The following is a 19,447-nucleotide window of genomic DNA, read 5'->3' as shown; positions in this document are numbered from 1 at the left end:
CGGCTCCTTACGCTTGAGCCTCGTCAAGGAAACGCTGCGCCGCGCCCACGACACGTTCGTGACGAGGCCCAAGCAAGCGCCAAAAAGGCGCCCACGAGGAGCACATGAGCAAGAAGTTGTCCCCCAAGTCGCTGGAGCCGCGCCGCATGAGCGACGCTCAAAAGTCCGAGCACATCCGCACGGTGGTGCTCAAAGCCGGTGAAGACCTGCGCGCGCGCCACCCCTGGCTGCGCCACCAGGACGCCATTGGCGCGGCCATCATGGTCGGCTCCCTGCTGGGCATGGTCGCCAGCGGCTGGGCCTACATCGACGGCCTGATCCCCTGGTGGGTCTGCGTGCCGGCCGTGGCCATCTTCGCGTCCTTCATCCACGAGCTCGAACACGACCTCATCCACCAGATGTACTTTCGCAGCAAGCCCTGGGCGAACAGCCTGATGCTGCTGGTGGGGTGGCTGGCGCGGGCCTCGACCGTGAGCCCCTTCGTGCGCCGCAAGCTGCACCTGCACCACCACAAGTTCTCGGGCACCGAGTCCGACCTGGAAGAGCGTGGCATCACCAACGGCACGCCCTGGGGCCTGCGCCGCCTCTTGATGACCGGCGACAACATGCTGGCCGTGGCCCTGCGACCCTTCGAAATGCGCCGCGCCACCGCGAAGTTCATCAAGGCGCAAAAGCCCGCCAACGCCGGTGAAGCACGCCGCCTGGCGCTGGAGCAAGCCATGGCCTACATGCCCGTCGGCCACGTCTACTACATCAGCTTTCACGCCTGGGTGGTGCTGCACGCTTTGCAGTTCGCCGCGCCACTGCTGGGTGTCGACATCGCCTGGCCGCAATGGATGCCGCAGCTGATGGCCGGCCTGGACATCTTCGGTGTGGTCTACGCCCTGCCCTGCCTGTTGCGCACCTTCTGCTTGCACTTCATCAGCTCGAACATGCACTACTACGGTGACGTCGAGGGCCGCAACCCCATGCAGCAGTGCCAGGTGCTCAACCCCTGGTGGCTGGTGCCGATGCAGCTGTTCTGCTTCAACTTCGGCAGCACCCACGCCATCCACCACTTCGCGGTGAAAGAGCCCTTCTACATCCGCCAATGGAACGCCGGCATCGCCCACCAGGTGATGCGCGAGATGGGCGTGCGCTTCAACGACTTCGGCACCTTCCGCCGGGCCAACCGGTTCAGCCTGAAGGCTGCTTGACGGCAGATCGGGTTCAAGCCGAGGTCAGCTTGACTGGCGGGCCCAACATGGGCGAACAAGACCCGCCGACTTGCCGGATATCAATGCGAATCATTCTCGCTATCGTGTAAGCTCGCGAGCCGTCGGCCTTGTTGCCGGCCCCGGCCCGCGGGCTTTTTCACATCCACGAATCAGGAATGCGCTCCATGGTTACCTTGCTGCCTCGCCTCAGTTTGCTCGCCCTCGCTGCCTTGGCCTTCTCGACTTCCATGGCCCAGGCCGACGACAAGGTCCTCAACATTTACTCGGCCCGCCACTACCAGACCGACGAGGCCCTGTACGCCAACTTCACCAAGCAGACCGGCATCAAGGTCAATCGCCTGGACGGCAAGGAAGACGAGCTGCTCGAGCGCATCAAGAACGAAGGCGCCAAGTCGCCCGCTGACATCCTGATCACGGTCGATGCCGCGCGCCTGGAAGTCGCCGACCAGGCCGGCCTGTTCGCGCCCATCCAGTCGAAGGTGCTGGATCAGCGCATCCCCGCCAAGCTGCGCACCCCGAACTGGATCGCGTTTTCGACGCGCGCTCGCCTCATCGCCTACAACAAGCAGGCCGTCAAGGCCGAGTGGGTGCAGAGCTACGGCGACCTCGCCCACCCGCGCCTGAAGGGCCGGGTGTGCGTGCGCTCGGGCTCGCACCCCTACAACCTCTCGCTGGGCGGCGCCTTCATCGCCCACCAGGGTGAGCAACAAGCCGAAGCCTGGGCCCGTGGCCTGGTGCAGAACTTCGCGCGCGCTCCCAAGGGCGGCGACACCGACCAACTCAAGGCCGTGGCCGCCGGCGAATGCGGTGTGACGATCTCCAACAGCTACTACCTGGCACGCCTAATGCGCTCGTCCAAGCCCGAAGACCGCAAGGTGGTCGAGGCCCTGGGCGTGGTCTGGCCCAACCAGCAGACCTGGGGCACGCACATCAACGTCTCGGGCGCCGGCATCATCAAGACGGCGCCGAACAAGGCCGCAGCCGTCAAGTTCCTGGAGTACCTCAGCAGCGACCAGGCCCAGGCCTACTTTGCGGACGGCAACAACGAGTGGCCGGCGGTGGCTTCGGTCAAGCTGAGCAACCCGGCGCTGACCGCGCTGGGCAGCTTCAAGCCCGACGACATCAACGTGGGTGAGCTGGCCAAGAACGCGGCCAAGGCCCAGAAGCTGTACGACCGCGCCGGCTGGCGTTGAAGCGCTGGGCAGGCCTGGGCCAGCCTGGCTCAGGCCATCGGTTCACGCGCTGACCTGCTGCATGAACCAGGCTCAGCGCCCGCCCCCGGGCAAGCGGCTGCGCGCGATCTCTCGGGAGAGCACGATCAGCGGCAGCAGCCCGACCACCACGATGGTCAGCGCTGCGGTTGAGGCTTCGGCCAGGCGCTCGTCGGACGCCAGCGTGTAGGCCTGCGTGGCCAGCGTGTCGAAGTTGAAGGGCCGCATCACCAGCGTGGCGGGCAGCTCCTTCATGACGTCGATGAACACGAGCAGCAGCGCCGTCAGCAGGCTTCCCCGCAGCAGCGGGAAGTGAACCCGGCGCAAGGCCGCCGCAGGCGACAGGCCAAGGCTGCGCGCCGCGTGGTCCATGTTGGGCGTGACCTTGAGCAAACCGGCATCGATCGACTGCACCGCCGGCGTCAGGAAACGCACCACGCAGGCGTACACCAAGCCCGCGATGCCGCCCGTGAGCACCAGGCCGCCTTCCCAGCCCACGCTCTGCTCCAGCCAGGTGGTGAGCACGTTGTCCACCCGGGTGACAGGGATCAGCACCCCCACCGCGATGACGGTGCCCGGCAAGGCATAACCCAGCCCGCCCAGGCGGTGGGTGAGCTGCACCAGCCAGTGCGGCTGCAGGCGCGCGGCATAAGCCAGCAACACCGCCAGCATCACCGCGATGAGCGCCGTCAAGCCCGACACGGTGACGCTGTTGCGCGCCAGTTCGATGAAGCGCGGGCCGAACTGGGCGTCGCCCTGGCTGAGCGACATGTGCAGCAGGATGCCCGCCGGCAGCAGGAAGCCCGCGAACACCGGCAGCACGCAGGCCAGCACCGCCAGGGCCGCCCTCCAGCCCCCGACGCGGATGCCGCTCAGGCGCGAGCGGCGCAGGGTGGTGTCGTGAAAACGGGCCCGCCCCCGAGACATGCGCTCGAACGCCAGCACCAGGATGACGAAGCCCAGCAGGGCCGACGCCAGCTGGGCTGCCGCCACCCGGTCACCCAGCGAGAACCAGGCCCGGTAGATGCCGGTGGTGAAGGTCTGCACGCCGAAGTAGGACACGGCGCCGAAATCGGCCAGGGTCTCCATCAGGGCCAGCGACACCCCGGCAGCAATGGCCGGCCGGGCCAGCGGCAGCGACACCCGAAAGAAGCTGCCCCAGGGGCCCAGTCCCAGCACGCGCCCGACCTCGAGCATGCCCCCGGCGCGCTCCAGGAAGGCAGTGCGAGCCAGCATGTACACATACGGGTAGAGCACCAGCGAGAACAGCACCACCGCGCCGCCCAGCGAGCGCACATCGGGGAACCAGTAGTCGGCGCGGGTCCAGCCGAAAGCCTCGCGCAGGGCGGTCTGCACCGGCCCCACGAACTGGAACAGGTCGGTGTAGGTGTAGGCCATCACGTAGCCGGGCACAGCCAGCGGCAGCACCAGCGCCCACTCGAGCGCCCCACGCAAGGGGAAGTCGTAACGGGTGACCAGCCAGGCCGCCCCCACGCCCATGCTTGCGGTGCCCAGCCCCACACCCAGGCACAGCCACAGGGTGGACCAGAGGTAATCGGGCAGCACGGTGGAGGCCAGGTGCGACCAGGTGTCGCCCGTGTCGCTGGGCGACAGCACCTGGGCCAGCACCGCCAGGACAGGCAGCGCGACCAGGGCGCCCACCAGCAGGGCCAGGCCCACCAGCCAGCGGGAGGCCCCGCGGCGGCGAACAGACGATGAGATGGAAGCGGCCAGGGTCATGGTGTGAGTGAGAATTATCATCGCTGCCTGCACCGCGGCCTGCTCCGTGCCGACACTTTGTTGACACCCGCGCGCGGCAGACCGGCCCGCCCCCACCCAGCCCTCCATGTCCCACTCGCCCGAACCGCGTCACACGCCCGCCCCGCCCGAAGGCCCCCCCTGGCTGGTCGTCGAGGACCTGGCCCTGCGCTACGGCAACCGCGCCATCGTCGAGCAGCTGTCGTTTTCGCTGCCGCGGGGCGCCATCGCCTGCCTGCTGGGGCCCTCGGGCTGCGGCAAGACTTCGGTGCTGCGGGCCCTCGCCGGCTTCGAGCCGGTCACCGCCGGGCGCATCTCACTGGATGGCCGCAGCCTCAGCCAGCCGGGTCGCATCGTGCCGCCCGAACAGCGTCGGGTCGGCATGGTCTTCCAGGACTACGCCCTGTTCCCGCACCTGACCGTGGCGCAGAACGTCGGCTTCGGCCTGCGGGGCCGCAGCGATGCCCCCGCCCGCATCAACGAGATGCTGCAGACCGTTGGTCTGGCCCACGCGGCACAGCGCTACCCACACGAGCTGTCGGGCGGCCAGCAACAACGCGTGGCCCTGGCCCGTGCCCTGGCGCCCCAGCCGGCCGTGCTGCTGCTCGACGAGCCCTTCTCCAACCTCGACGTGGCGCTGCGCGAACGCCTGGCCGGCGAGGTGCGGGACATCCTCAAAGCCACGCAGACCACCGCCGTGCTGGTCACGCACGACCAGCACGAGGCCTTCGCCATGGCCGACGTGGTGGGCGTGCTGGCCGACGGTCGCCTGCAGCAGTGGGACACCGCCTACGCGCTCTACCACCGGCCCGCCAACCGGCGCGTGGCCGACTTCGTGGGCCAGGGGGCCTTCGTGCCGGCCAGCGTTCTCGACGAACGTCGGCTCCAGCTGCTGGTCGGTGAGGTGCAGGGTGACCAAGCCACCTTCTTCACCGACGAGCGCATGCCCTTTGCCACCGGCACCCGGGTGAGCGTGCTGCTGCGCCCCGACGACGTGGTCCACGACGACGCCAGCCCCATCCAGGCGCGCGTGGTGCACAAGGCCTTCAAGGGCGCCGAATTCCTCTACACCCTGGCCCTGGCCGATGGCACCGAGGTGCTGTCGATGGTGCCCTCTCACCACGACCACGCCATCGGCGAAGCCATCGGCATCCGGCTGGACATGAGCCACGTGGTGGCTTTCGAAGACACGCCTGAATGAGCACCCCGCGCAACGCCCGCAACCTGCCCGCCCTCATCCTCGCCGCCGGTCGTGGCGAGCGCATGAGGCCCCTGACCGACACCTGCCCCAAGCCGTTGTTGGCCGTGCGCGGCAAGCCGCTCATCGTGTGGCACCTCGAAGCCCTGGCCCGCGACGGCGTGCGCGACGTCGTCATCAACACCGCCTACCTCGAAGAACAGTTCGAGCCCGCGCTGGGCGACGGCAGCCGCTGGGGCCTGCGCATCCGCTACTCGCACGAGCGCGCCGACCACGGGGGTGCGCTGGAGACCGCGGGCGGCATCGCCAAGGCCCTGCCGCTGCTGGCCGAAGCGCCCGGCGGCGATCGCGCGTTCTGGGTGCTGGCCGGCGACGTCTTCGTGCCCGGCTTCCAATTCGACCCGCAGGTGGCGCAGGCCTTCGCCGACGAGGCGGTGGCAGCGCCCACCGGCCAACCCGACCTGGCCCACCTCTGGCTGGTGCCCAATCCGGCCCACGTGCCCCAGGGCGACTTCGCGCTGGACGCCGCCGGCCGCATCCACCACAAGGGCAGCGCGCCGGAAGGCACGCCCACCTTCACCTACTCGACCATCGGGCTGTACCGCCCAGGCATGGTCGATGGCGTGACGGTGGGCGAGAAGGCCGCGCTGCGGCCCTGCTTCGACCGCGCCATCGACAGCGACCGGCTGAGCGGGCGGGTTCACACCGGCGAATGGACGGACGTGGGTACGCCGGAGCGACTGGCCGCCCTGAACGGGCGATCATGATGGACGCCTCGCCCTTGCCCGCGCTGGCCGGACATCACCTCACAGCAGACCTCTCAGGCTGCGAGCCCACCCAGGCCTGGATGCAGGACAGCGACGCCCTGCGCGACGCCTGCCTCCGGCACGTGGCCGCCGTGGGCCTCACCGCAGTCGCCGACCGCTTCCACCGCTTCCCGCCTCGCCAGGTCGGCGAGCCCGCAGGCGTGACCGGCGTGGTGCTGCTGGCCGAATCGCACCTGGCCGTGCACACCTGGCCCGAGCAAGGCGTCGTGACCCTGGACGTCTTCGTGTGCAACCTGGTGGGCGACAACCGTGCGCGCGCACAAGCCCTGATCGACGGCCTGATCGAGGGCTTTCGCCCCCGAGGCGTCCACCGTCAGGCGGTTCGCCGCGAAATCCCCGACGCGAGCGCCACCGCCTGAGCGGCGCGCAAGCCGTGGCTGAACGCCTCTTCGAACACGGAGTAGGCGGACAGGTCGCTGTGCGCAAAGTGCACGCGCCCCTGCGGGCGCCACAAGGCCGCCAGCGCGGGGTGGCTGCGCAAGCCCGGCACGGGCGTCGCCATCGCGTGCCCCCAACGCATGAGGTCCATGCGCTCGATGAGGGCCGGCCACTCGGGGTGCACCCGCGCCAGATCGGCCGCCACCCGAGTCGCCCACACGCGCCAGTCATCGGCCAGCAGCGCGCGTCGCATGGCCAAGGTCTGCTCGGCGGACTGGCCACCCAGGGCCCAGTAATGGGTCAGGACCTGCGAGCCATGGGGCTGAGACAGCTCCTGGTGGCGGGCGCTGACGTATCCCAGCGAAGGCATGGGCACGCCCGCCCCGCCATCGTGGCTGAAGGGCACGTTGTCCCAGGCCAGGGGCACGCCACCCCGGTCAGGCAAGTTCGAGCCGAGCACGATGTTGCTGACCAACCAGGGGGCAGGCATCAGCAGCGGCTTGAGGGCCTCGAGCGCCGGCAACGACGGTGACAACAGGCGCCGCGACATCGTCAAGGGCAGCGCCAGGATCACGTGGCGGGCCTGCCATCGCCAACTCCGCCCCTCGCGAGCCGACACGGCGCTCACTGCCACGTCGTGGCGCCCTGGCTCCACGCGCGTGGCGATCAGACCGCCCTGCCAGCGCGCGCTCAACGGTTGGGCCAGCTGCCTCACCAACCAGGCGTTGCCCTCCGGCCAGGTCAGCACGCCCCCGCCATGGGCCGCGTCCTCATGGGGCACAGGGCCCTCGCCCCCTCCGAGTCCGTGGCGGCTGCCCAGGTACTGCAAGCCCGCCCAGGCGGACACGCGCGACAAGCCGGCGCCATAGTCGTCCCGGCAGCCATAGTCCAGCCACCACAGCACTTCGCGCGTGCGCACCCCATGGCGGGCCAGCCAGTCGGCAAAGGTGAGGCCATCGAGGGCGCTCAGCCCTGGGCTCCAGGGCGTGCGCCAGGTGGGCAGGCCCAGCCGAACCCCGCCCAGGCTGGACTGGATCGCCGAGCGCAAACGCCGCAGATCGGCCTGCACCGACGGGTCATCGGCGCGAGGCAACAGCCCCTCCTGCCAGTGCCCCGACCAGAAGCCCCGATCGCCGGAAGAAGCCTCATCGCCCTCGGGCACAAACAGCCGCTCGTGCGGGCTGTGCACCAGGTGGCGTTCATCGCCCACCCAGCGCCCCGCTTGCCGCCGGATCAAGCCCAGCTCGGCCAACCACGCCGCGACCTCTTCGGCCCCATCGTCGGGCACCGGCAGGTAGTGCGCCCCCAAGGGGCAGGGCAGGCCCTGGATGCGGTGGCCGCGCGCATTGCCGCCCGGCTCGTCCTCGAGGTCGATCACGGCGAAATCGTCGATGCCCGCCTGCATCAGCCCTCGCGCCGCCGACAAACCGGCCACGCCCGCCCCGACGATGAGGGTGTGCACGCGCCGCACCGGCTCGCTCACGGCAGACGCCGGCAAGCGCCCGTCGCGCCAGGCATGGCCCCGTTCGACCTGGGGCCCGACCCAGCCACCCGCCAGGTCCGCGCGCAGGGACGTGACCCCGCTGTCGCGGCAACCCGTCAGCGCGGAGGCGCCCAGGCACCAGGCCGCGCCCTGTCGCATCAGATCGCGACGCCCCCGGTTCATTGGTGGATCCGCCCCCACTCTTCCTCGAAGGTGTGCACCAGCGACTGGTTGCTCAGCCGATTCGGCTCGGCCGGCACCCGAGCCATGTCCGGCGGGAAATCGAACAGGGCCGGCAGGCCCTTCGGCGTCAGGAAGCGAAGCCCCTCGGGCAGTCGCTCCGGCATGCGCCAGGGCCGGCGGTGCGCGAGCACGAACCCCCACTCGCCGAAACTCGGCACGTGGGCGTGGTACGGCGTGGCCTGCAGGCCCACCGCTTCGATGGTGCGGACCACCGTCCAGAAACTCTTGCGCGCGATCAGCGGTGACGTGGTCTGGATCACTGCAAAGCCCCCCGCGGCCAGATGCTGGTCGAGCAGGGCATAGAACGTGGTCGAGTACAGCTTGCCGATGGCGTGGTTGGTCGGATCGGGGAAGTCCACCACGATGGCGTCGAAGACCTCGTCGTTCGCGCTCAGCCACACGAAGGCATCGGCGTTGATCACGCGCACCCGGGGCTGCTGCAGAGCGCCCCTGTTGAGCGCGACCAGCCGGGCTTGCTGGCTGAACAGCTGCGTCATGGCCGGGTCCAGCTCCACCAGGGTGACCTGCTCGACGCTGGGATGGCGCAGCACCTCGCGCACCGCCATGCCGTCACCGCCGCCCAGAACCAGCACACGACGGGGCGCGCCCTGCGCCGACAGCGCCGGGTGCACCAGGGCCTCGTGATAGCGGTACTCGTCGCGGGAAGAGAACTGCAGGTTGCCGTTGAGGAACAACCGCGTGTGCCCCCCACCATGCGTCAGCACGATGCGCTGGTAGCGCGTGTCCTGGCGGATGACGATGTGGTCACCGTAGAAACGGTCTTCGGCCCAGGTCGTCAGCGGCTGCCCCCCCAGCATCGCCAGCGACAGCACCACGAGAGACAGGAGGCAGGCCGCCGCATGCTGGCGCCAGGCGCGCAACTCGGCGCGGAACTGCCAACACACCCACACCGCCACCAGCACGTTGAGCAAGCCGAAGAAGATGCCGGTGCGGACCACGCCCAACTGCGGCACCATGATCAGCGGGAAGGCCAGGGACACGACCAGGGCCCCCAGGTAGTCGAAGGTCAGCACCTGCGAGACCAGGTCCTTGAGGGCGTAGCGCTCGCGAAAACGCCGCTGCAGGATCCGCATGACCAGCGGGATCTCCAGGCCGACCAGGGTGCCGATGAGCAGCACCATGCCGTAGAGCAGCGCCCGGAACTCGGTCACCGCCCCCACGGGCAGCACGCTGTGGGCCGCAAACAAGCCCGCAGGCATCAGCCCGCCGATGACCCCGACCAGCAGCTCGATGCGCAGGAAGTTCGCCACCAGCTGGCGCTCGATGTGACGAGACAGCCACGAGCCCACGCCCATGGCAAACAGGTAGGTGCCGATGACCGTGGAGAACTGCAGGACCGAGTCACCCAGCAGGTAACTCGCCAGGGCGCCAGCCGCCAGCTCGTAGACCAGCCCGCAGGCCGCCACGACGAAGACCGACACCAGCAGCGCCAGCTCCGCCGGCTCGATGCGCGGCCGACCTTCGGCGAGCCCCTCGTCGGCCTCGCCCGAGACCGAATCAGCCATGGATGGCGGCGGCGACGATCTGCCCGATCGCCAGGCACATGGCCCCCACCACGATGGCTAGGGCGACGTTCTTCTTCTCGACGATCTCACCCCAGAGGTCGTACGGGGTGAGCTTGTCGACCACGATGAAGCAGATCCAGAACAGGGCCACGCCGATCAGGGCGTAGCTGATGGATGCCACGAAGATGCTCAGTTTGAACCACTCAAGTTCCATGATGTGCCAGTCCTTTCTTCATTTGTGGAAGCCGCCACTGCTGTAGCCGCCATGGGAGCTGCCCCAACTGCTGCGGCCGCTGGAGCCGCCAGAGCTGTGGCGGCACTGCCGGTACTCCGCGCTCTGGTCGCCATACCTGTCTTTGACGTCGTCGCAATCGTCGGAGCATTGCGCCAGCAGGATCACGATCAGCACGAACAGGATGAGCAACCAGGCCCACGTCGGCAGCCCCCAGAACACGCCATCGCCCGTCGGACGCGTGTCGCGCTTGAACGCCGCCACCGGCTGCTTGCTCAGGCCGAAGGCCCGCATCACCATCTGATGGTCGATGGTCTCGCCGGCCGACCACACCACTTCCGAGCCCGAAGACTCGCGGTTGAGCAAGTGGTTCTTGCCCCCCTCTCGGCAGGCATAGTCGGTGTTGCGCGTGCGCTGTCCCTTGCGAACAGGCCAATAGAACTCGCCCAGCACATAGGTGGTGACCGCGCCGTAGCTGTACTGGAGCGAGTACTGCCGCCCGCGCCACTTCACCCCGTGGCCTGACACCTTCGGCGCACCGGTGATCGGCGAGACCACGCTCCAGCCCTCTTCCGAATCGACGAGGAAGGCGAACCCGCGGGTGCGTTCGTACAGCACGTACTCGCGCCAGAAGGTCTGCTCGTCATCGGGCGACTCGGCTTCTTCACAACGCTCCTGGTAGCCGACCACCTGCCACTTGCTCGTACGCCCGCCCACCGAAATCTGTCCCACCAGCCCGAGCGGGATCAGGGGCTCCAGGGCGTTGTTCTGCTGGTAATGATCGAGGTCGGCCCCCAGCCCCTTGCTGATGTCGATGACCGAGCGGCAGCTGTCGCAGACCACCGTCTTGGACTGGGACAGCCGGGGCGTGACCGATGCGCCGCAATGCGGGCACTCCAGGGCCTGCGCCTTCACCTGGGCTTCGGACGGCGCCCCCGCATCGAAACTGCCCCCGAGCTGGAGGTCGTCGAGTTGCACCGATCGCCCTTTGTCTGCGCGCCGCCCACCCGGGGCGTCTTCGACGCTCAGCACCTCGCCATCGGCATTGCGCCACTCCCAGACCGTGAACGGCCCGGACACCTGCGGCGCGTGGAACACCTCGCCCTCCAGCGCGTGCACACTGGCCTCCACCCGGGACGACAGCGTCCAGCGCTGCCCGCCGATGTAGCGGTCTGTGCCCACCAGGGTGTCCGGGATGGCCGCAAGCTGCTGGGCATCGAGGTCAAACGGGAAGCACAAGACGTGGCCACCGTTGTCCTCGCTCAGGGTGGCGGGTCGACCGTTGTCGAACACGACCTGCCACTCGCTCCAGCGACCGATCTGGCCGCCTTCGTCTGGGTAGCTCAGCTGGATGCGACCGACCAGGGCGAAGCCCTCGCCCTGCCAGCGCCCCTGCGTGCCGAGCTTCAGCGGACTGTGGTCGTCGAACAGCACGCCACTGCGCCCGGTTCGGCGCAAGGTCTCGCCATCGCGCACCAGGGTGCTGCGACAGAAGCTGCACACCGCCATCGGCGAGATCGGCGACTGGAACGTCACCTTCGCACCGCAGAACGTGCAGGCCGCCTGCCAGCCGCGCGGTGCGTCTTTGGAAGACGAAGGCTCAGCCATGGCGGGTCACCCCGCCCTGCTCACACAGAGACCGCAAAACCGACTCCTCAGACCAGCTTCTTGAGCAGTTCGGCCTTCTTGGCGCTGAACTCGTCGGCAGTCAGGATGCCCTTGGCATGCAGCTCGGCGAGCTTTTCGAGAGTGGCCATGACCTGGTCGGGTGACATCCCTGCGGGTGCGGCGGCGGCGGGCGCCTGGCCGACGCCCTGCAGCCCCTGCTGGATGGACTGGGCCATGACCTGACCCAGCGCCAAGCCGGCGCCGAGCGACGCGGCATCGCCCGCCACGCCCGAGCCCTGCCCGGCCGACGCCGCCACCTGCGGCAAGGCCTGGGCCGCCTGGTACTGCACGAACTGGCCCATGTTCTGGCCCACCATGCCCATGCCGATCTTCTGGTCGAGCACCTTCTGCAGCTCTTCGGGCAAGGACACGTTCTGCACGGTCAGGCTGTCGAGCTGCAGACCGAGTTGCTCGAAAGCCGGCGTGACCGCTTTCTGCAAGGCCTGGGCAAAGGCCACCTGGTTGGCCGCCAGATCGAGAAAGGGGATGCCGCTTTGCGCGACGGCATCGCTCAGATGCTGCAGCAGCACGCCGCGCAGTTGCCCGTCGAGGTCCTCGACGCTGTAGCGCTCGCGGGTGCCGGAGACATTGACATGGAAGTGGCGAGGGTCTTTCAGGCGCACGGCATAGTTGCCGAAGGCGCGCAGGCGAACGGCGCCGAAGTCCTTGTCACGCAGGGTGATGGGCTGGCTGGTGCCCCAGCGCAGGTCCAGCTGTTGCCGCGTGCTGAAAAAATAGACGTCGCTCTTGAACGGGGAGGCGAACAGCTTGTCCCAGTTCTTGAGGTTGGTCAGCACCGGCAAGGTCTGGGTGGTGAGCCGGTGGGTGCCCGGCCCGAACAGGTCGGCCACCTGCCCTTCGTTGACGAACAGGGCGAGTTGCGACTCGCGCACGACCAGGGTGGCACCGTTCTGGATTTCGCGGTCTTCAAACGGAAACCGCCACGCCAGCACGCCATCTTCGGACTCGTTCCATTCGATGACGTCGATGAACTGCTTCTTGATGAAATCAACCAGACCCATGGTCTCTCCCTTTGATCCTTTGTTTGGCCAACGAGGCGGGTGCGCAAAGCCCCACCTTCTGAGCACGCCATCTTATCGTCGCCCGCGGTGCCGATCGGCATGGGCATGCCCTAAAATCGTGCCTCTCACACAGCCCCTGGATCTACACCATGCCCCGCTGTCTCCCCACCCGCCGCGCCTGCCTCGGCACCCTGCTCGGCTCGGCCGGCGCGCTGCTGACCGCGCCCCTGCTGGCCAGCCTCGTCTCGCTGACGCCCTCTGAGGCGCACGCCCAGGCCGCCCGGCCCGTGCCCATCCCTGCCAACACGCTGCGTGGCGAGATCACCTTCGGTCTGCCGCCCGAGATCGTGCTCAACGGCAAGGTGGCCACGCGCCTGTCGCCCGCCTCGCGCATCCGCGGCCAGAGCAACACCCTGGTGATGTCCGGCACGCTGGGCGGCCAGACCCACGTTGTCAACTACAGCGTCGACGGCCAGTCCGGCCTCATCCAGGACGTCTGGCTGCTGACCGCGCAGGAAGCATCGCGCACCTGGCCCACGACGCCCGAAGAAGCGGCCAAGTGGGTGTTCGACCCCATCTCGCAGAGTTGGTCCAAGCCCTGAGCGGCTGACCACCGGCCTGAGCTTTCCTGCGCACCAGGCACCTCAGGGTGCCCGCCACCGCGTCCCCCATTTCCCTTTTTGAAGCAGGCACGACGCCGTCGCCCAGACGGCCCCTGAATCGCCATGTCCATCGACACCTCCACCACGCCCCAAGCCGCGCCCGATCAGCCCCAAAAGAAGGTCTACATCAAGACCTACGGCTGCCAGATGAACGAGTACGACTCGGACAAGATGTCCGACGTCATGAACGCGGCCAAGGGCTACGTGCCCACCAACGACCCCGAAGAAGCCGACCTCATCCTCTTCAACACCTGCTCCATCCGGGAGAAGGCGCAAGAGAAGGTCTTCTCCGACCTGGGCCGCGTCAAGCACCTGAAAGAAAAGGGCGTGATGATCGGCGTGGGCGGCTGCGTGGCCAGCCAGGAAGGCGCCTCGATCATCGAGCGCGCGCCTTACGTGGACGTGGTCTTCGGCCCGCAGACCCTGCACCGCCTGCCCGCCATGCTGGAAAAGCGGCAGCAGCAGCAACGCCCGCAGGTCGACATCAGCTTCCCCGAGATCGAGAAGTTCGACCACCTGCCGCCGCCGCGCAAGGAAGGCGCCTCGGCCTTCGTGTCGATCATGGAAGGCTGCTCGAAGTACTGCAGCTACTGCGTGGTGCCCTACACGCGCGGCGAAGAGGTCTCGCGCCCGTTTGACGACGTGCTGACCGAAGTCGCCGACCTGGCCGACCAGGGCGTCAAAGAGGTCACCCTGCTGGGCCAGAATGTCAACGGCTTCCGTGGTCGCATGGGGGACACCACCGAGGTCGCCGACTTCGCCATGCTGCTCGAGTACGTCGCCGAGATCCCCGGCATCGAGCGCATCCGCTTCACCACCAGCCACCCCAACGAGTTCAGCCAGCGCCTGATCGACGTCTACGGCAAGACCAACAAGCTGGTCAACCACGTGCACCTGCCCGTGCAGCACGGCTCGGACCGCATCCTCATGGCCATGAAGCGCGGCTACACCGTGCTCGAATACAAGAGCACCATCCGCAAGCTGCGCGCCGTGCGCCCCGACATCCGCCTGTCCACCGACTTCATCGTCGGCTTCCCGGGCGAGACCGACGAGGACTTCGACAAGCTCATGAAGCTGGCCACCGACATCGAGTTCGACGCCTCCTTCAGCTTCATCTTCAGCGCCCGCCCCGGCACCCCGGCAGCCTCCTTGCAGGACGACACCCCGCACGAGGTCAAGCTCAAGCGCCTGCAAACCCTGCAGGCCTACCTGGAGTCCAACGTGCAGCGCTACAGCCAGATGCTGGTGGGCACCACGCAGAAGATCCTGGTCGAAGGCCCCAGCCGCAAGGACCCGTCCGAATTGATGGGTCGAACCGAGTGCAACCGCATCGTCAACTTCGCCGCCGGCCCCACGCAGGCCCTGCGCGACAGGCTGGTCGGTCAGCTGATTGACGTCCACATCACGCAGGCCTATCCCCACTCGCTGCGCGCCGAACTGTTGCTCGACCAGCACGCCTGAGGCAGGGCGACACGCCTGGGCGCAACGAACGTCACGCAAACGTGGCGCACCTGCACGCACCCTGGCAACATGGACGGCCATGAGCAACACCTCGTGGCATGACCCGGCCGCGCCGGACCCCTTCTCGGTCTGGCACGGCATGCATGACCGCGTCGCGCGCCTGCTGAGGCAGCCTCTGGCGCCCGGCTTCGCGCAAGAGCTCGACGCGGTCACCGAGGTGATCCTGCAGACCGTTGATGCCTCCCCCGAGGCCAGCCTCTTCGAGATGATTTACGGCGAGGAGATCGCAGGCTACGCGATCGCGCACGCCCTGCAGACGGCCTTCACCACGGCATGGGTGGCACAACGGATGGGCTGGTCCATCCTCGATCGACAGACCCTGGTCAAGGCCTCGCTGACCATGAACATCGCCATGCTGGACCTGCAGGACGCCCTCGTCAGGCAACCCACGCCGCCCTCGATCCGCCAACGCCAGGACATCGACACCCATGCTCAGCGCGGCCGGGCCATGCTCGAGGCGGCCGGCATTGGCGACGCCGTCCTGCTGCACACCGTGGCGCACCACCACGTGACCGATGGTGGCCGAACCCTGCCCGCCGACCGCAGCAACTTGAGCCCCCTGGCCTGCCTGGTTCACTACGCCGATGTCTACCTGGCCAGGCTCAGCCCCCGCGCAACGCGGGCCGCACTGGCCATCAACGTCGCGGCCAGAGAACTGCATGCCAGCGCAGGTGGCAACGCCAACCCCTACGCCACAGCCATCGTCCAGGAGATGGGCAACTACCCGCCGGGCACCTTCGTGAAGCTGCGCAACGGCGACACCGCCATCGTGCTGCGCCGAGGCACAGCGCCCGACACGCCCCTGGTCAGCACGTTGCTGCGCGCCGACGGCACGCCCTACCTGATGACCCAGCTGACCGACACGAGCGAGCCTGACCACAAGGTCGTGGCCGCCTTGCCACGCGGCCAGGTGATGCTGACGCTCAACCGACGGCGCCTGTACGACCAGGCCCAGGGTTGACCCGATGGCTCATGGCTAACCCGCAGAGGACCGGCTGCCCGGCGTGAAGGCGGCTGCGCATTGCGTCGCACTTTGCCCCGCCGCGCATCGGCCAAACAGCCGAGGCCAAACGGATCAAAGGGAAGAATCAACGGCCCTGCCCTTTGCCGTTGAAACCAGCCCATGAAACTCCTGCGACTGTGCGCCCACCAGATACGCCTGAACGAGCCCCTGCCCTGGAACGTGCGCAATGAGCCTGGTCACCTGCTGCTGGGCAAAGGCTTCCTGCTGACCGACGCCGAGCAAATCGAGAGCCTGCTGGAGCGCGGTGTCTACGTCGACGCCGACGAGTACGAGGCCCACCTTCGCGAGCAGCAGGCGGCTCAGGCTCGTCGAACACCGTTCGAGTTGTGGGCGCAACTGCTGCGGCGTGCCGGAACCCTGCTGCGCAACCACGCCACCAACCCGCACTTTGCCCAGGACATGACCGCCTTGTCCGACCAGATCGGCTCGGCCATGCGCGAAGACGTGGCGGCAGGCACCTTCGAGATGATCCAGGGTGAGCCCCTGGGCTATGCCGTCACCCACTCCATGCAAACGGCCTTCGTGGCCTCGTTGGCCGCCGAACGGCTGGGTTGGAGCGAGGCCGAACGTGCCACGCTCGTGCGGGCTGCGCTCACCATGAACATCGCCATGCTCGACCTGCAGAACACCTTGTCCAAGCAGGCCACACCGCTGTCCGCGCAACAACGCGCTGCGATCGACGCCCACTCACACCAGGGCCGCCAGGTGCTGGAGCGCGCCAAAGTGCCCTGCAACGACTGGCTGCTCACGGTTGAACAGCACCACGTCACCGAGAACGGTGGCGGCTTGCCGCAAGACCGCAGCTCGCTGAGCCAGCTGGCCTGCATGGTTCACTACGCCGACGTCTACCTCGCCAAGATCAGCCCGAGGGCCAACCGCGCCGCCATCCCCATCAACGTCGCAGCACGAGAGCTTTATGTGAAGGCCGGCGGCGCTGACAACCCCTACGTCGGGGCCATCATCAAGCAGATGGGCATCTTCCCGCCGGGCGCATTCGTCAAGCTTGCCAACGGCGACACCGGCATCGTGGTGCGCCCGGGCGAAACCGCCAACACGCCCGAGGTGCACAGCCTCATCAGCGCCGATGGCTGGGTCTTCCCAGACCCGGTGCCGCGCGACACGCGCCGCGCTGAATTCAAGGTGACCACGGCCGTCGCCCAAGGCAACGTGCTGGTGCAGCTCAATCGGCGCAAGCTCTTCGGCTACGCCCACTGAAGCCAGGGCCTTTCAAGCCGCCCGAGCCAGCGCGTCCAGCAAACGATCGATGTGCTCGCTCGTGTGCGCCGCCGACAGCGAGATCCGCAACCTCGCTGTGCCTTCGGGCACCGTCGGGGGCCGGATCGCTGGCACCCACACACCCTGCTCGTCGAGGCGAGCCATCACGGCCAGCGCATCGGCGTTGCTGCCGATCACCAAGGGCTGGATGGCGGTGTCAGACGGCATCAGCGTCCAAGGCAGGCGCGCCGACTGCACGCCCTCGCGCAGGCGCTGCTGCAGCGCGCGCAAGTGCGCACGCCGGTGAGGTTCATCAGCCATCACCTGCAAGGCCGCGCGCAGGGGCGCAGCCACCATGGCCGGAGCAGCGGTGGCGAACATGTAGGTGCGGGCCTTTTGCATCACCCACTCGACCACCGACGGTTCACCCGCCACGAATGCACCGGCCACGCCCGCGGCCTTGCCCAAGGTGGCCATGTAGATCAGTCGATCCAGGCGACCTCGCCAAGCCTTGCTCGGACCGCCGATGCCAGCGATGCCGTGGTGCGCGAGCGTGCCCTCGCCCTGTGAGCCCAAGACGCCAAAGCCATGGGCGTCGTCGATCATGAGCCAGGCGTCGTGGCGCTCGCAGAGCTCGAGCAGGGTCGGCACATCGGCCACGTTGCCATCCATGCTGAACACGGCGTCGGTCACCACCAGTTTGCGCCGGGCCATGCTGGCTTGGAGGGCCTGCTCCAGCGCGCCCAGGTCGGCGTGCGGCATCACGTGCAGCTCGGCCCTGGACAAACGGATGCCGTCGATCAGGCAGGCATGGTTGAGCGCGTCAGAGAACACGGCATCACCCCGGCCCACCAGCGCAGGCAAGGCGCCCACGTTGGCGGCGTACCCCGCATAGAAATACAGCGCGCGGGGCAGGCCCACGCGCGCAGCGAGCTCGCGCTCCAGCGCTTCGTGCTCCGGGCTGTGGCCGCACACCAGCGGCGAGGCGGTGGCGCCCACGCCGTAGCGGTTGATGGCCTCGTGCGCAGCGCTCAGCAATGCGGGGTGTTGAGACAGCCCCAGGTAGTCGTTGCTGCCAAATGACAGGCGGGTTTGCCCGTCGATCACGTAAGTGGTGGCGCGCAGGGCTTCTTGATGCGGGGCCAGGTCAGCGGGCGCCACAGCGGGCTGCACCTGGCGGCGGTGTCGAGCCAGGTGCGCAGCCTGCAGCTGCCCCAGCTCCCGGTCAAACAATCCAGTCATGCCGCGAGGTTAACAGGCGCGCTCCGGCAAGCCCGAAAGCCTGTTCGCGGTCTGCACTCAGCGATTCCAGGCCGCGAACAGGCCCTTGCGCGCCGCCTCGGCCACGGCCGCCACGCCGGGGTGGGTGATGCGGCGCTCCACCGTGATCAGGTAGAACTCTTCGATCAGATCGGGCGCCTCTCCCACCAGCTCGGCGCCGTACTGCTGGCGCACCTCCTCGTCGAGCACCATGGGCGCCATGAAGACCCCATGGCCGAACTTGCCCAGCGCCTTGGCCAGGGCGCCGTCGTCCAGCTCGGCAATGGGCCTGGGGTGCAGCTTGTGGCGGCCCAACCACTGCGCGAAGCGCTGCCCCAGGGCCGAGTCGCTGCCCGGCATCAGCATGGGTGCGTCGTCCAGGCAATTCGGAAAGCCGCCCTTCAAGCTCGCGGCCAGCTCAGGCTTGGCGTAAAAGCCCACCGAAGAGCCGCCCAGGCGATGGTTGAAAGCGTTGACGCTGAGCGCGGGTGGCAGAGGCGTGTCCGACAGCACCAGGTCAAGCCGGTGCACGGCCAGCTCGGCCAGCAGGCTGTCGAGCTTCCACTCGCGGCAGACCACTTTGAAGGGCTGCTCGCGCTGCAGGGCCGGCTCCAGCAGGCGGCAGGTCACCATCTTGGGCACGGCATCGGCCACGCCCACGCGAAGCTCCAGCGGGCGGTGCGCACCACGTGGCTGGCGCACCACCTGGTCCAGCTCCGAACCCAGGGTGAAGATGTCCTGTGCGTAGCTGAAGGCCAGCTCACCGGTTTCGGTCAGCGCGAGCTGGCGGCCCTTCTTTTTGAACAAGGGCCGCCCGAAATGCTCTTCCAGCAGCTGAACCTGCCCGCTGATGGTCTGCGGCGTCACGTGCAAGTGCTCGCCAGCCTTGACGACACCCCCCAGGCGGGCCACGGTCCAGAAGTAGAGCAAATGCTTGTAGTTCATATCGGTTTTACCGAATCATTCGGATCAATATTTCGAATTTACATGATTCAAAAATCG

17 protein-coding genes are annotated in these 19,447 nt (G+C 68.0%); 9 read left to right on the top strand and 8 right to left on the bottom strand.

Annotated features, from left to right (window positions below; all coding sequences use genetic code 11):
* The first annotated feature begins 104 nt into the window (after nucleotides 1-104).
* Both ABG80_RS15805 and ABG80_RS15800 read left to right on the top strand, forming a co-directional pair.
* Nucleotides 105-1,196, top strand: coding sequence for a fatty acid desaturase (locus tag ABG80_RS15805; protein WP_058088556.1), 1,092 nt, complete (start codon nucleotides 105-107; stop codon nucleotides 1,194-1,196).
* Between the two features lie 176 nt (nucleotides 1,197-1,372).
* A complete protein-coding gene (locus ABG80_RS15800; RefSeq protein ID WP_083506166.1) occupies nucleotides 1,373-2,410 on the top strand; it encodes a Fe(3+) ABC transporter substrate-binding protein in 1,038 nt (345 codons plus the stop codon).
* A gap of 72 nt (nucleotides 2,411-2,482) precedes the next feature.
* Here ABG80_RS15800 and ABG80_RS15795 read toward each other — a convergent pair whose 3' ends face one another.
* Complete coding sequence (locus ABG80_RS15795; protein ID WP_058088555.1) at nucleotides 2,483-4,168, bottom strand: ABC transporter permease; 1,686 nt, start codon at nucleotides 4,166-4,168, stop codon at nucleotides 2,483-2,485.
* A 106-nt stretch (nucleotides 4,169-4,274) separates the two neighbouring features.
* Here ABG80_RS15795 and ABG80_RS15790 point away from each other — a divergent pair, with 106 nt between their 5' ends.
* The 3 genes from ABG80_RS15790 to speD are packed head-to-tail and all read left to right on the top strand — an operon-like array spanning nucleotide 4,275 to nucleotide 6,570.
* Nucleotides 4,275-5,387 carry an ABC transporter ATP-binding protein gene (locus ABG80_RS15790; RefSeq protein WP_058088554.1) on the top strand — a complete coding sequence of 371 codons (1,113 nt, stop codon included), beginning with the start codon at nucleotides 4,275-4,277 and terminating at the stop codon, nucleotides 5,385-5,387.
* Nucleotides 5,384-6,151 carry an N-acetylmuramate alpha-1-phosphate uridylyltransferase MurU gene (murU, locus tag ABG80_RS15785; protein ID WP_058088553.1) on the top strand — a complete coding sequence of 256 codons (768 nt, stop codon included), beginning with the start codon at nucleotides 5,384-5,386 and terminating at the stop codon, nucleotides 6,149-6,151. The genes ABG80_RS15790 and murU overlap by 4 nt, the downstream gene beginning before the upstream one ends.
* The gene (gene speD, locus ABG80_RS15780; RefSeq protein WP_235513886.1) at nucleotides 6,151-6,570 is read left to right on the top strand and encodes an adenosylmethionine decarboxylase; all 420 of its coding nucleotides are present in this window, start codon (nucleotides 6,151-6,153) and stop codon (nucleotides 6,568-6,570) included. The genes murU and speD overlap by 1 nt, the downstream gene beginning before the upstream one ends.
* Here speD and ABG80_RS15775 read toward each other — a convergent pair.
* Genes ABG80_RS15775 through ABG80_RS15755 form a run of 5 tightly spaced genes read right to left on the bottom strand, consistent with a single transcriptional unit; the run spans nucleotide 6,525 to nucleotide 12,763 of the window.
* Entirely contained in the window at nucleotides 6,525-8,255 is a 1,731-nt protein-coding gene (locus tag ABG80_RS15775) for a flavin monoamine oxidase family protein (RefSeq protein ID WP_235513885.1), read from the bottom strand. The genes speD and ABG80_RS15775 overlap by 46 nt on opposite strands.
* Nucleotides 8,252-9,841, bottom strand: a complete 1,590-nt coding sequence (locus ABG80_RS15770) for a polyamine aminopropyltransferase (RefSeq protein WP_083506165.1) — start codon at nucleotides 9,839-9,841, stop codon at nucleotides 8,252-8,254. Before ABG80_RS15770 ends, ABG80_RS15775 begins: the two co-directional genes overlap by 4 nt.
* Nucleotides 9,834-10,055: a DUF350 domain-containing protein gene (locus ABG80_RS15765; protein WP_058088551.1), complete on the bottom strand. Its 222-nt coding sequence runs from the start codon at nucleotides 10,053-10,055 to the stop codon at nucleotides 9,834-9,836. Before ABG80_RS15765 ends, ABG80_RS15770 begins: the two co-directional genes overlap by 8 nt.
* Before the next feature lie 18 nt (nucleotides 10,056-10,073).
* Nucleotides 10,074-11,681: a DUF4178 domain-containing protein gene (locus ABG80_RS15760; protein WP_058088550.1), complete on the bottom strand. Its 1,608-nt coding sequence runs from the start codon at nucleotides 11,679-11,681 to the stop codon at nucleotides 10,074-10,076.
* Between the two features lie 47 nt (nucleotides 11,682-11,728).
* A complete protein-coding gene (locus ABG80_RS15755; protein ID WP_058088549.1) occupies nucleotides 11,729-12,763 on the bottom strand; it encodes an SPFH domain-containing protein in 1,035 nt (344 codons plus the stop codon).
* A 149-nt stretch (nucleotides 12,764-12,912) separates the two neighbouring features.
* On the opposite strand from ABG80_RS15755, the gene ABG80_RS15750 reads away from it, so the two are divergent.
* From ABG80_RS15750 to ABG80_RS15735, 4 genes are all read left to right on the top strand, one after another.
* A complete protein-coding gene (locus ABG80_RS15750) occupies nucleotides 12,913-13,365 on the top strand; it encodes a hypothetical protein (RefSeq protein WP_058088548.1) in 453 nt (150 codons plus the stop codon).
* Between the two features lie 123 nt (nucleotides 13,366-13,488).
* Entirely contained in the window at nucleotides 13,489-14,886 is a 1,398-nt protein-coding gene (gene miaB / locus ABG80_RS15745; protein WP_058088547.1) for a tRNA (N6-isopentenyl adenosine(37)-C2)-methylthiotransferase MiaB, read from the top strand.
* Between the two features lie 79 nt (nucleotides 14,887-14,965).
* On the top strand, nucleotides 14,966-15,907 hold the full coding sequence (locus ABG80_RS15740) for an HD-GYP domain-containing protein (protein WP_058088546.1): 942 nt from the start codon (nucleotides 14,966-14,968) through the stop codon (nucleotides 15,905-15,907).
* 162 nt (nucleotides 15,908-16,069) lie between these two features.
* On the top strand, nucleotides 16,070-17,185 hold the full coding sequence (locus ABG80_RS15735) for an HD-GYP domain-containing protein (protein WP_058088545.1): 1,116 nt from the start codon (nucleotides 16,070-16,072) through the stop codon (nucleotides 17,183-17,185).
* A 12-nt stretch (nucleotides 17,186-17,197) separates the two neighbouring features.
* Here ABG80_RS15735 and bioF read toward each other — a convergent pair whose 3' ends face one another.
* Nucleotides 17,198-18,427 (bottom strand): 8-amino-7-oxononanoate synthase, encoded by a 1,230-nt coding sequence (gene bioF / locus ABG80_RS15730; protein WP_083506164.1) that lies wholly within the window; start codon nucleotides 18,425-18,427, stop codon nucleotides 17,198-17,200.
* A 57-nt stretch (nucleotides 18,428-18,484) separates the two neighbouring features.
* Nucleotides 18,485-19,390: a transcriptional activator NhaR gene (gene nhaR, locus ABG80_RS15725; RefSeq protein ID WP_058088543.1), complete on the bottom strand. Its 906-nt coding sequence runs from the start codon at nucleotides 19,388-19,390 to the stop codon at nucleotides 18,485-18,487.
* Nucleotides 19,391-19,447 lie beyond the last annotated feature (57 nt).

Source organism: Aquabacterium parvum (genome assembly GCF_001447195.1).
Taxonomy (GTDB): domain Bacteria; phylum Pseudomonadota; class Gammaproteobacteria; order Burkholderiales; family Burkholderiaceae_C; genus Aquabacterium; species Aquabacterium parvum.
Note: the sequence above shows the minus strand (reverse complement) of the source record. Positions and strands in the feature narration are given on the sequence as shown.

Bases quoted from the DNA above. Each gene is read 5' to 3' on its own strand.
- ABG80_RS15760 (WP_058088550.1), bottom strand. From the start codon at position 11,681: ATGGCTGAGCCTTCGTCTTCCAAAGACGCACCGCGCGGCTGGCAGGCG.
- ABG80_RS15800 (WP_083506166.1), top strand. From the start codon at position 1,373: ATGCGCTCCATGGTTACCTTGCTGCCTCGCCTCAGTTTGCTCGCCCTC.
- murU (WP_058088553.1), top strand. From the start codon at position 5,384: ATGAGCACCCCGCGCAACGCCCGCAACCTGCCCGCCCTCATCCTCGCC.
- ABG80_RS15795 (WP_058088555.1), bottom strand. From the start codon at position 4,168: ATGACCCTGGCCGCTTCCATCTCATCGTCTGTTCGCCGCCGCGGGGCC.
- ABG80_RS15765 (WP_058088551.1), bottom strand. From the start codon at position 10,055: ATGGAACTTGAGTGGTTCAAACTGAGCATCTTCGTGGCATCCATCAGC.
- ABG80_RS15775 (WP_235513885.1), bottom strand. From the start codon at position 8,255: ATGAACCGGGGGCGTCGCGATCTGATGCGACAGGGCGCGGCCTGGTGC.
- ABG80_RS15735 (WP_058088545.1), top strand. From the start codon at position 16,070: ATGAAACTCCTGCGACTGTGCGCCCACCAGATACGCCTGAACGAGCCC.
- ABG80_RS15740 (WP_058088546.1), top strand. From the start codon at position 14,966: ATGAGCAACACCTCGTGGCATGACCCGGCCGCGCCGGACCCCTTCTCG.
- ABG80_RS15770 (WP_083506165.1), bottom strand. From the start codon at position 9,841: ATGGCTGATTCGGTCTCGGGCGAGGCCGACGAGGGGCTCGCCGAAGGT.
- speD (WP_235513886.1), top strand. From the start codon at position 6,151: ATGGACGCCTCGCCCTTGCCCGCGCTGGCCGGACATCACCTCACAGCA.
- ABG80_RS15755 (WP_058088549.1), bottom strand. From the start codon at position 12,763: ATGGGTCTGGTTGATTTCATCAAGAAGCAGTTCATCGACGTCATCGAA.
- nhaR (WP_058088543.1), bottom strand. From the start codon at position 19,390: ATGAACTACAAGCATTTGCTCTACTTCTGGACCGTGGCCCGCCTGGGG.
- ABG80_RS15750 (WP_058088548.1), top strand. From the start codon at position 12,913: ATGCCCCGCTGTCTCCCCACCCGCCGCGCCTGCCTCGGCACCCTGCTC.
- ABG80_RS15790 (WP_058088554.1), top strand. From the start codon at position 4,275: ATGTCCCACTCGCCCGAACCGCGTCACACGCCCGCCCCGCCCGAAGGC.
- miaB (WP_058088547.1), top strand. From the start codon at position 13,489: ATGTCCATCGACACCTCCACCACGCCCCAAGCCGCGCCCGATCAGCCC.
- ABG80_RS15805 (WP_058088556.1), top strand. From the start codon at position 105: ATGAGCAAGAAGTTGTCCCCCAAGTCGCTGGAGCCGCGCCGCATGAGC.
- bioF (WP_083506164.1), bottom strand. From the start codon at position 18,427: ATGACTGGATTGTTTGACCGGGAGCTGGGGCAGCTGCAGGCTGCGCAC.